The sequence below is a fragment of the Parvibaculum sp. genome (genome assembly GCF_035511255.1).
Lineage (GTDB): Bacteria > Pseudomonadota > Alphaproteobacteria > Parvibaculales > Parvibaculaceae > Parvibaculum.
Genome location: NZ_DATKFR010000372.1, coordinates 1 through 11094 on the forward strand (window position 1 = coordinate 1; position 11094 = coordinate 11094).

At 66.5% G+C, this 11094-nt stretch carries 10 protein-coding genes; 2 read left to right on the forward strand and 8 right to left on the reverse strand.

Annotated features, from left to right (window positions below; genetic code table 11):
• Window positions 1-36 precede the first annotated feature (36 nt).
• The 7 genes from VMR03_RS14380 to VMR03_RS14410 all read right to left on the reverse strand — a co-directional run bounded on the left by VMR03_RS14380 (window position 37) and on the right by VMR03_RS14410 (window position 7512).
• A complete protein-coding gene (locus tag VMR03_RS14380; protein ID WP_414693189.1) occupies window positions 37-1032 on the reverse strand; it encodes an ABC transporter substrate-binding protein in 996 nt (331 codons plus the stop codon).
• Between the two features lie 207 nt (window positions 1033-1239).
• Window positions 1240-2751: a peptidoglycan-binding domain-containing protein gene (locus VMR03_RS14385; RefSeq protein ID WP_325406395.1), complete on the reverse strand. Its 1512-nt coding sequence runs from the start codon at window positions 2749-2751 to the stop codon at window positions 1240-1242.
• A gap of 347 nt (window positions 2752-3098) precedes the next feature.
• The gene (locus VMR03_RS14390; protein WP_325406397.1) at window positions 3099-4556 is read right to left on the reverse strand and encodes a nucleotidyltransferase family protein; all 1458 of its coding nucleotides are present in this window, start codon (window positions 4554-4556) and stop codon (window positions 3099-3101) included.
• Window positions 4549-5247 (reverse strand): glycosyltransferase family A protein, encoded by a 699-nt coding sequence (locus VMR03_RS14395; RefSeq protein WP_325406399.1) that lies wholly within the window; start codon window positions 5245-5247, stop codon window positions 4549-4551. The genes VMR03_RS14390 and VMR03_RS14395 overlap by 8 nt, the downstream gene beginning before the upstream one ends.
• Window positions 5244-6005 (reverse strand): glycosyltransferase family A protein, encoded by a 762-nt coding sequence (locus VMR03_RS14400; RefSeq protein ID WP_325406401.1) that lies wholly within the window; start codon window positions 6003-6005, stop codon window positions 5244-5246. Before VMR03_RS14400 ends, VMR03_RS14395 begins: the two co-directional genes overlap by 4 nt.
• Window positions 6002-7048, reverse strand: a complete 1047-nt coding sequence (locus tag VMR03_RS14405; protein ID WP_325406403.1) for a hypothetical protein — start codon at window positions 7046-7048, stop codon at window positions 6002-6004. Before VMR03_RS14405 ends, VMR03_RS14400 begins: the two co-directional genes overlap by 4 nt.
• 14 nt (window positions 7049-7062) lie before the next feature.
• A complete protein-coding gene (locus tag VMR03_RS14410) occupies window positions 7063-7512 on the reverse strand; it encodes a PqqD family protein (RefSeq protein WP_325406404.1) in 450 nt (149 codons plus the stop codon).
• Between the two features lie 314 nt (window positions 7513-7826).
• On the opposite strand from VMR03_RS14410, the gene VMR03_RS14415 reads away from it, so the two are divergent.
• A complete protein-coding gene (locus VMR03_RS14415; protein WP_325406406.1) occupies window positions 7827-9353 on the forward strand; it encodes a YadA family autotransporter adhesin in 1527 nt (508 codons plus the stop codon).
• A 13-nt stretch (window positions 9354-9366) separates the two neighbouring features.
• On the forward strand, window positions 9367-9858 hold the full coding sequence (locus VMR03_RS14420) for a hypothetical protein (RefSeq protein WP_325406408.1): 492 nt from the start codon (window positions 9367-9369) through the stop codon (window positions 9856-9858).
• A gap of 6 nt (window positions 9859-9864) precedes the next feature.
• Here the strand turns inward: VMR03_RS14420 and VMR03_RS14425 are convergent.
• A partial coding sequence (locus tag VMR03_RS14425; RefSeq protein WP_325406410.1) for a glutamine synthetase family protein occupies window positions 9865-11094 on the reverse strand: 1230 nt, incomplete at its 5' end.

An 11094-nucleotide genomic window follows, 5' to 3' on the forward strand; every position in this document is an offset into this window, starting at 1 on the left:
GGCACCCTCTGGATGACGCTTTACGCTACTGACTGTTTACTTCAAGGCTTCGTCCGTGAGGGAAGGATCGATGAAGCTGTCGACGGGCTGCTTCTCCTTGTAGACGGCGTTCTTCACGTTGAAATCGTCGGCGATGTGGGAGGAGCCATAGAGCGACGAGAAGCCCTCACCCTTCGCATAAATTTTCTTGCCCTCTTCGAGACTCAACAGCTTCGTGCCCTTGAGGAGCGGCTTGTATTGCGCGGGCGTGAGGCCGACGCGGGCCGACATGATCTTCAGCGCGTCGGGTTGCGTCGCCGGATCGTTGATATAGGCGACGACCTTGCCCCACACCTTGACGAGTTTCACCCAGTCGGCGCGGCGGGCGGCAAGGCTCGACGGATTGACCGTGATGACGTCATAGATGAGGCCCGGCTCCTGCGCCGAGGTGTAGATGGGCTTTGCGCCCGGCACGAGCTGCATCGCCATGCCGGAATTTGGCTGCCAGGCGCCGATGGCGGCGACGTCGCCCGAAGCAAGCACCTGCGGCGTCGAATTGGTCGTGGTGTTGACCAGCGTGACGTCGGACTCCTTCATGCCTTCCTTCTGGAGGCCGTTGAGCAGCAGCAGATGCTCGACGAAGCCGATTTCGATGCCGACCTTCTTGCCCTTCAGATCCTTCAGGCTCTTGATGCCGGGCTTGGCGACGATCATGTCGTTGCCGTTCGAATAATCCGTGAGCATGATCATCACGCTCTTGGTGCCGCCGCCGCCCATGACGAGCGCATCGCCGTTGGTCACCGTCACCGCGTCGATCTTGCCGGCCGAAAAGGCATCCATCGAGGCGGAATAATCGAACCACTGGAACTCGACATCGACGCCGGCTTCCTTGAGCCAGCCCTTGTCGATCGCCACCTGCCAGGCAACCCAGCCCGGCCAGTCGCTGTAACCTACCTTGAGGGGCGCCGCCTCGGCGCGACCCGCCTGGCCGGCGATCATGAAGATCGACAGCGCCAAACCCAAAACCCAACCAAACCCTGTATTGCGGCTCATCACATTCTCCCGGGATAGAGCAGTATTACGAAAGGCTGAAATCGTAATACCCGTTAGCAAGGCATGTGCCAGCGGTGTGGAGGCGCGGAGAGCTGCAGTTTTTTGCGGTTCGGGGTGAAGCGATGCGGGAGGATGCGCGGCGGTTGCGCAGAAAAAAGGCTCCGCGCCCGGCGCGAAGCCCAATTCCTAATCAGCGGATGTGTCAGGTCAACGGCGCGGCGCCGACCAGTCGGTCGCGGTCTGCCATTCGCCGTCGCCCTCGGTATGCAGACGACGCAGAAGACGCGCGTCGATTTCCCCGGTGCGCGGCAGATCGTTGTCGATCTGATAGAGCAGTATCGCGCGCTGCGTGTCGGTGTTGAAGACACCGGTCGACGGACCCGCCGGATAGCCGAGATGCCGGAGCCGCGTCTGCACGCCGGCGATGCGAGTCTCGAGACGGCGGCGGCCGCCATCGCGCTCCGCGGCTGCGGGCAGCAGAGCCGATCGTGTGTAGCTCTCGACAGTGCCGCGCGACCTCCATTTCGTCCACAGGCTCTCGTCCGTGTTGGTGGTGGCGATCTTCGCCCGGCTGGCGTGATGCTTGATCCGCGGCAAGGGAATCGGAACGGAGGACGGCTCCTCCAACGCGAGACGGGTTTCGGTCGCGGGCGGCATCGAGGGCACGGTCTCGTGCGATGCGGCACCCGGCGCGGGGCCGGACGCGCCGGACAATGACGCCATGGCAGGCGGAAGCGCGGCTGGTCCCGCCGGGCTCCTCCGGGTGATCTCTCCGTAAACGACGGCGCCGCCCAACAGGAGGAGGGCGACCGCCGCCGCTGCCCGTGAACCGATCCGGGGCATGGATCGCGCGGGTGCCGCAGAACCTCTCAGGAGTGTAGCCGTGCCCAGCGCTGCGCCTGCCGCCGTCTTCGTCGCCAGATGCCTTGCCGTATTGCCGACGGCGACGGCAAGGCCGGCGAGACCCGCCGACGAGGCGCGCGACAGGCGCGTCACAGCGGCCCGACGGGTTTGCGCGGCACGCGCCCGACGCTCGCGGCGATTGGCTCGCGCCGTCCGGCGGGCTGCATCGCGGCGCTGGAGAACGGCCACTCGTTCCAGTCGACGCCGTTCCTTACCTTCCTGTTGTTGCCGGTGCAGCCGCTCGGCGGCTTCGGAGCGTTGACGACGTCCGGCGGCGAGCCGCTCACGGCGTCGCTCGACGGCGGCGGCCCGGGCCAGCCGGCGCATGTCTCGCTTTTCCTTACGGCGGCGCCTGGCGGCCTCCTTGCGTTCGCGCAGATGGGCGGCGGCTATGCCGCGCTCACGGCGGCGGCGGTCCCGTCTCTCCCGACGGTCGCGCGCCGCGATCTCGCTCTTCTCACGGCGTCGCTGACGCCACCGGGTCCATGCGGAAGGTCCTTCCGCCCACGCGCGCCGGGGTCGCGGGATCGGGCCCAACCTGTTTTCCTGTTCCTCCTGAACGGTCGCAGGCTCCGCTCGCGCCGACACGAATTCCGGTTCTGGTTCCGGCTCTTTCGGGTGCGGTGGATTTTGCCGGTGCGGCTCCGTCGCTGGCGGCGGCGTCGGGCCCTTGTCTTCCGTCGGCTCGCCGGCATGGCTGCCTGCGCTCTTGCTGATGCGCGCAAAGTCCTCGTCGTTCCAGGCGCCGGGCGCCGCCGCCGCGCGCCGGTGACCGACTCCTCTGGCGGCATAGGCGGCGAAGGTGTCGCCTTTCATGTCAGTTGTCTTCGACGACGGTCCCGTTGGGGAAGCCACGGTTCCGAAATCGAAAAAATAGGTGCCGGCCGCCGAGGGCAGCGGTGCGCCGCACTGGCCGCAACGCGTTGCGTCAGCGTCGATTTCAGTCGCACATACGGGGCAGCGCAGCGAAGGTGCGCCGTTCGACGGCTCGGTCATGACCGAACTCCTCGCGTTACTTCATGCGTCCGCCGTTCCCGCCCGCAAGCAGTCTCGCCAATTCCGGGCGTATGCGCGTGTGACCGCTTCATGATCGACGAAAGTCAGCGCTTGCCCTCGCCGTGCGATGGCCGCGCGACCTCGCGGCTCCTATCGACGCGGCAGGTTCATCGCCGACGCGCGACGCCGACGATGCGGAACGGGACGGGCTTCACCCGCAAGACGACCTCCGGACCCGCATCCGGCTGGAGATCGCCTTCCGGCAAGGCTTCGACCGCGAGGCGGGCCGGACACCGGCCGGGATCCGCCAGAGGGATCCGGAAGGAAAGCCGGACCACGGAACCTGCTCCCCTGAAAACCGGACGGGCGGCGAGACGGGCGACCGGAACGCCATCGACGGCGACATCGAAGCGGAACCGCCGCTGTATGCCGGGCCTTTCCAGCTCGATCGTCAGCAAAAGGGTCCGGATCATGCGCTCCGCGCCGATCTCGAATTCATGACGGAGACGGTATTCGCTCGCATCCCCGCGGATCGGGAGCGCCTTGCCTGCGCCGAACCGAATTCGCTGCCGATGCCGCCGCGGCACGACTTTCTTCTCGCGCTCGAAGCCGCCTTCCACTCTCCCGGACGCGAGCCGCGCGAGGCGGCGGAGCGGCGCCGTCCAGGCCGGCCCCTCCGTACCGGCGTAGAGGCTGAGCATCCGCCGTTTCCCCGTGCCGTGCCGCGCCAGGGCTTCGATCACCGACGCCGTGTTTTCGGACGGCGTCAGCGTCTGCAGATAGGTGAGGCTCGCGAGACAGGCGGCAATGGCGTCGAATGCTTGAGCGCTGGCGACGACATCCGCCGCGTCGATGCCGTCCTGCCGCAGAAGCTGGGCCAGATCGCAGGCCCAGGCACCGCCCGTCTGGCGCCGCGCCGCCGGATGCATGGCGTGAGCCGCCGTCAGCACGATCATGTCGGCGAGCGAGGGAACGAGAATGGATCGACCGTGAAAGACACCGGGCCGGGCCCGGCGCCAGAACGCGTCGAGCACTTCGGCGGACGCCCGCGGCCTGTGTACCGGCTGGTGATGAATGTCGATGTCGCCATGCCGGCCGTGCCGCAGGTTGAGCCCCGCATGGAAGCGCCACGAGGTCCGCGCATATTCGACCGAATCTCGCGCGACCCATCCATGCTCGTAGAGGAGGGAGATCGCGCGCGGATAGACGCTGCGCGGCACGAGGACATCGAGATCGCCGCTGATGCGGGGACCAGGTCCGGCAATGCCCGCCACCAGGAGCGCGCCGCCCTTGAGCAGCATCACCGGCAGACCGGCCTCCAACAGTATGTCGAGGGCGGCGGCGGAGTCCCGGAGCATCAGCTGCGAATGCGTCCAGTGCGCCTTGGCAAGACCCTGGACGCGCGGGCGATAGGGGCAAGCCGGATCGATGCTGGCGAGCCGCGCCGCGACCGGCGCAAGAAGCTTGTGCTCGTCCCATGTCACGTCGTCGAGATTGCGGCGCGCCTTCCAGCGTCGCCAGCTTTCGGCGGCGCGTTCGTCGGGGAGGAGGACCGTTCTCAGCAGAAGATCGGCGTCGCCCCCCGGCCATGCCTGGCGCAGGAGAAGGCGGGCCACACTATTCATCGCCGTCGCCGGTCTGCTTTGAAAGAGCAATCGCCCGCTTGCGTTCCAGCGCCCGCTTCACCATCAGAAGGTAGCCGCGATCCTTCTCGGCATCCCTCCCATAGGAAAGGCTGCCGGGCCGGATGCGCCGCATCGACAGCACCTCTTCCATAAGTTCGAAGGCGAGACCGATTTCGCGGCCGCGCGCGATCCAGTCGATGGTGTCTCCACGCCCGCCTGGCGGATCGATCATCGGACCGATCGCTCGCGCCGCCCCGCTCCGCATCATCAGCGTCGTCCGGGACCAGAGATCGGCGACCGGTCCGAGCACAGGCGCCGAAACAGGTCCCTTGAAGATCTGGCCTCGCGCGAAGACGCCCGCGAGACCGGGACGCGCATCGAGAAGCGCCAGCTGTCGTTCGGCCTTTCCGGGGAGCCAGAGATCGTCGGAATCGAGAAAGGCGACGAGCGGCGTCGCGACGGCGACGAGGCCGCGATTGGTGGCGGCGCCGCAACCCTGGTTCTCCTGTCTTATCACCTCGACACGCGCATCGAAGGCGCTCGCCCGCGCGCCCGTGTCGTCGGTCGAGCCGTCGTCGACGACGATGACCACCGTTGGTGCGATATTCTGCGAGACGATCGAGCGCAGGGCATCCTCGATGGTCTCGCCCGCATTATAGGCGGGGATGACGACGCTATAGGCCTCACTCATTGTCGGAATACCTCCTCCGCCGCGCCGCGATGCTTGAAGAGCGCACCGATCTCCGCAGTGTTGCCGCTGGCGCGCCGGCGAACCAGCGAGCGGCGGATCGCGTCGACAAAGCCCCTGCGCGTCGCGGGTATGTCATTCGTCATGTTTGTCTCGTGACGCCGATAAAGCACGGCGACGTCTGTCTCGGTGATGTAGGGCACATGAGCCTCCAGCAGGCGCAGGAAGAAATCGGTGTCCTCGCCATGCTGCATCTCTTCGTCGAAACCGCCGAACCGGTCGAAGAGGCTCCGGTCGAAGAGAGCGGCCGCGAGGGAAACGCCCGCGACGGTCGTCGTCCGGGAGCCCGCGACCGGGACACTCGTCTCCTCGTCGATCCGCTCGAAGAGCTGCACGAGTCCCATCACAAATCCCGTGCCGGGATTGGCCTTGAGCAGAGCAAGCTGCCGTCCGATTCGGCCTGGGTAGACGTGATCGTCGGAATCGAGAAAAGTGACGAAGCGGCTTTGCGGCGCCACCGCGGCAATGCCTGCGTTGCGGGCCCGGGAGACGCCCACGCGAGGTCCGGCGATCAGCCGGATGGAAGGCTGGGACAGAGCCATGTCCTCGACGATCCGAGCCGTCGCGTCGGTCGAGCCATCGTCGATCACGACGATGTCGAGGGTGAGCTCGCGCTCGCGCAGAAGGGAGCGCAACGCCGGAGCGATGAACTTTTCCGCATTGAGCGCGGGCATGATGACGCTGATCGTTTCCGGGGTCATGAAGGCATTCTCTCGAGAAAGGCGCGGAGCGCCTGCCCAATTTCGGCGGCGTCCTCGGACAGGAGCAGCTCGTAGCAGGGCAGACGCCGGCAAAGTTCGGCGGTAAAGCGGACGCCCTCATGCTCGCCGTCCGGAAGCTGAAAGACGCTGGACGGCGCGAAGGCGCGCATGGCCGCACCGGCCGAAACGCGGCGCAACCCGGTTCTCTCCATCCGCGCAACCCTGGGCAGCAGAATGGCACCGATCTCAAGGCGTTCGACGAAGGGCGAGCGCGGCAGAGCCGATGCGTGGATTTCGAACTTGTCCTGCCAGTTCGTCTCGCCGAACCGCTTGCAGGCATCCGCGCCCCATACGCGGTTCACGCCGGCTGGATCCTGCTTCAGGAGGCGATAGAGCGGATAGGCGGCGACGGCCTCCTCCTGCGCGACGAGGCTGTAATCGTCGCCTACCGTGGCGAGACCCGCCGCGATGCCTGCGAGCGTCGTGCCCGACTTGCCCGAGCCGCCGGACCCCGCGAGAAGAACGCCCTTTCCGTCGAGCCCCAGCGTCGCGGCATGGCAAAGCCGTGCGCTACTTCCGGCAAAGGCCCAGTGCAAAAAGACGCGCAAGGGGCCGCCCGTTTCCCAGAGCGGCGTGGCGCCGGGATGGCGGATCAGTTGAACGCCGAGACGCAGATCGCGCGAATGGAACTGCCAGACGCGGGGATCGTGGAGATAGGCGCCATGGAGTCCCGCCCGCGCGAGTTCGACGTTGATCGCCTGCCGATCCAGCATGTCGCCACCCCAACGGCGTGGCGGCGGCCAATCGAGCGACGCCGCGTCGAGGAGGAAGAGGGTGATCTGCGCCGCACCGCCTGCGTCGGAGGCGCACGCAAGGTTCCGTTCACAGAGATCGGCATAGCCCGGATCGCTGAACCAGGCGTCGATGCGGAGATCATGGAGCCGCAGCGACCGGCGATGCAGCGATGCGGCGGGAAGGTTCCGCGCCAGGCGCAGCAGCTCATGGCCATAATCCGCGACGCTGCCGACATCGGCGACATTCACAGGTGAAAACATCCTCAGGCGGACGGCACGGGGTCCCGCTTCACGGGCCAACCCATATCCTCTTCGACATCGTGGATCGGGTCGGCCAGAATGAGCTCCGCCATGTCGTCGAAGGCTTCGAGTCCGGGCACCTCGGTACAGGCGGCCAGCGAAAGGGCCGTGCTTGCGGCCCCGACAGGCGCCGAACCCTTCGCCTCGTCCGGCACCGGGCGAATGAGCCCTTCACGGACCATGTCGGCGATGAGCCCGCTCGCCGCGGCTTCGATTTCGGGGCCCGACGCTGCCGAATGGCTAATGATGTCCTGCCGGCGGTAGCCTTGCGCCAGATCGCGCCAGATATCCGCCGAGACGCCGAGCAGGCTGAAATACTTTCCATTCGCCAAATTCAGGACGACGATTTCGCCGCCGAAATCTTCGGCAACGACGTCCGGCGCACAAACCTCGTAGATCGAATCGACTCGCATGGTGTGAAATGTCCCGTCAGCCGTTTTGGGCGTGAATTGAGCATAACAACGGACCGCCGCGCTACATACATTTGATACACGATGGACATATGCGGTTCGCATCCCGGCGATCCGGGCTCCGAAGACCCGCCCGCCGGCCCGGTCCAATCCAGGCCCGGCGGCGGCGGCGGCGGCGGCGGCGGCGGACGACAATGCCGCACATCCTGCGTGCGAAGCGGGTGGAACTAATCCAAAATGGCGATTTTACATTTGCCTGGGTGAACGCAGCGTTTCAAACTGTCGTTGGCTGATCGTTTTTCGGACAGGGGGGCGTCATGAAGGCTTCAACCGCGCGCGGGATGACCTGCGCCATTTTCCTCACGGGCATCGGGTCGTTTGTCGCGCAGGATGCGTCCGCCGTGGTCGAGTATGTGAAGGTTTGCGACAAGTACGGCTACGGTTTCGCCTATATTCCCGGCACCGATCAATGCGGGGACATGAAGCCGCTGGGCTTCAAGGTCGAAACCGAAGCCGGCACGCTGACCAATCTCCAGGGTTCGCAAACGACGGTCTACGGCACGACCGCCTTTACGGCGGGAACCGGTAGCTCCGCCTTCGGCAACGGCGCCTATGCGGGCGGCGATCCCAATGCGCCGATTCCCATGGCGGCGCCCGGCGATCCCGACTTCGATCCGACCAACGATCCGGATTACGCCGCGCTCTATGAGACCAATGGCGGCTATTGGCCACGCGGAACCGGACCCGGCGAATGGCCGGCGAGCAAGTTCCCCTATTCGAACTTCCAGAATGATGGCGCGACCGCCATTGGCGCGGGCGCGCGCGCGGGCGCCGGTGCGGCGGGACAGAACAATGCAACGGCGGTCGGCCAAGCGGCGAGCGCCAACGGGCTCAACGCAACTTCGGTCGGACAGGGCTCCGCCGCCAATGTGACGGGCGGCACGGCCATCGGCCAGGGATCGAGCGTGACGGCGGCCGGCGCCGTCGCCATCGGTCAGGGCTCGGTTGCCGATGAGGTGAACACCGTGTCGGTCGGCTCAGAAGGGGCCGAGCGGCGGATCGTCAATGTCGCGGCAGGTGTGATGGGCACCGACGCCGTCAATGTCGATCAGATGAATGCCGCGATCGCGGCCGCGAGCGGCTTTACATCGACGGGGACCAACAGCACGGCGATCGGCACCGGTGCCACCGCGACGGAAATGGGCGGCACGGCGGTCGGCTATGGCGCGACCGCCAGTGGCGATCCGACCACGGCGGTCGGCTTCATGTCGACGGCGAGCGGTGTCGACGCCAATGCCTTCGGCGCCTATGCGACGGCCACCGGCGACAATTCGACCGCGCTCGGCGCCAATTCGCTGGCTTCCGCCGGGAACAGCGTGGCGCTCGGCAACAGTTCGGTCGCCGCGCGCGGAGCGCAGACCGGATATGCCGCCTACGGACTTTCCACGCCGCAGAACTCGGCGGGCGAAGTCTCGGTCGGCACGGCGGGCAGCGAACGTCAGATCACGAATGTCGCCGCCGGTAGCGCTGACACGGATGCCGTCAACGTCGCCCAGCTTCGCGGCGCGACGGCCCGCTTCTCCAATCTCGAAAGTTACGTCAATGACGAGATCGGCGACGCGAAGGCCGGTATCGCCGCCGCGCTCGCGGCATCCGGTCTCGTGCAGGCGGTGACGCCGGGAAGCAGCGTCGTGACCGGAGGCTTCGGCATCTGGAGCGGCGAAACGGCGGCGGCTGTCGGCATCTCGCGGCGCTTCGACGAGAACTGGACGCTGAAGACCGCAGGCACCGTCACGGGGCGCACGGGCGTCGGCTTCAACGCCGCCGTCGGTTACGAGTTCTGACGGGACGCATCTCATGCGCATGTTGCGTATCATGGCGACGCTCGTCCTCGCGGCGGGCGTCGCCGTCGCGTTCACCAGCGGGGCGACGGCGGCGGAGAAGCGCCCGAAGTTCGTGCCCATCGAGCGACAGGGCCTTCTCATCCTGATACGTGGCGCGCTGACGGCCCTCGACCAGGCCAACAAGACCGGCAATTACACGCTGTTGCGCGATCTCGGCGGGCCATCCTTCCAGGAAAACAATGCGACCCGGCTCGGCGAGGTCTTCGCACCGCTCCGCCAACAGAAGATCGATCTTTCGTCGGTTCTGATTCTCGAACCCTTCGTTACCCTCGGCCCGCAGATCGAGGCGAACGGGCTGATGCGGATCGGCGGCTCCTTTCCCGCCATTCCACGCCAGATCAATTTCGAGATCGCCTATCAGCAGGTGGGGCCGGTCTGGAAGCTCTATGGCCTCGCGGTCACGACGAGCGCAGCCCAGCCGACGCCGACCACGCCGCACCCCTGACCGCGATCAGGCGTTGCGGAGGTACCAGTCGAAATCGAGATCACTGACGGCCGCGAAGAAGCGGTCGCATTCGGCTTCCTTGATAGTGAGGAAGATGTCGGTGAAGCGTTCGCCGAGATGCGCGCGCAGGAAAGTCGACTGTCGCGCAACCTCGAGCGCTTTCCACCAGTTCATCGGCAGCGTCGCTTCCTTCTGGCCGTAGCCGTCGCCGACCACCGGCGCGCTCGGCGCGATCTTCTTTTCGATGCCTTCCGCGATGCCGCCGAGCACGATCGCGAGCGCCACGTAAGGATTGGCGTCGGCGCCGCAGACGCGATGTTCGAGGTGGCGCGTCTCCGGCTTGCCCGCCGTCACGCGCAGCGGCACCGAGCGATTGTCGATCGCCCAGGCGGGCGCGAGCGGCGCATAGGAATTCTTGCGAAAGCGGCGATAGGAATTCGCGTTGGGCGCGAAGATCGCCATGCTTTCGGCCATGGTCGCTTCGAGCCCGCCGATGGCGTGGGCGAGATGCGGCGTGAGGTCGTTGCCCTCGCCCGCGAAAAGATTGGGGTTCTCGCCATCCGTCAGCGAGACATGGACGTGCATGCCGCTGCCGGACAGCGCCGCATAGGGCTTGGCCATGAAGGTGGCAACATAGCCGTGGCGGTCGGCGACACCTTTGACGAGGCGCTTGTAGAGGATCGCATCGTCCGCCGCGCGCATCGCATCGGCGCAATGGGCGAGGACGATTTCGAGCTGGCCCGGCGCATATTCCGAAATGAGCGTCCGCGCGGGCAGCCCCATCTTCTTCGCGCCGGCAAAGACGTCGTTGAGAAACGGCGCGAAATCCTCGAGGTCCTGCATCAGATAGGCCTGAAGATGCGCCGGCGCGAAACCGTTCGGGGCGGCGGCGGGCGTCGGCTTTCCGGCAAGCGCCGCCGCGCGATCGACGAGATAGAATTCAAGCTCGATGGCGACGACGGGCGTCAGACCCTTCGCTTCGAGCGCCGCGACGGTGCGGGCCAGCGCGTGGCGCGGATCGGCCGGCGTCGGCGAGCCGTCGCGCTCCCAGGATTCGAGAATGAGCTGCGCCGTCGGTACGTCGTGCCAGGGCGCATGGGTGATCGTGCCGGCGACCGGGAAACAGGGGCGGTCGGAATCGCCTTCCTCCCAGACGAGGCCCGTTTCGAGAACGTCCGCCCCCAGAATGTCGAGAGACTGGATCGAGCAGGGCAGCGGCCGTCCGTCGCGATAGGC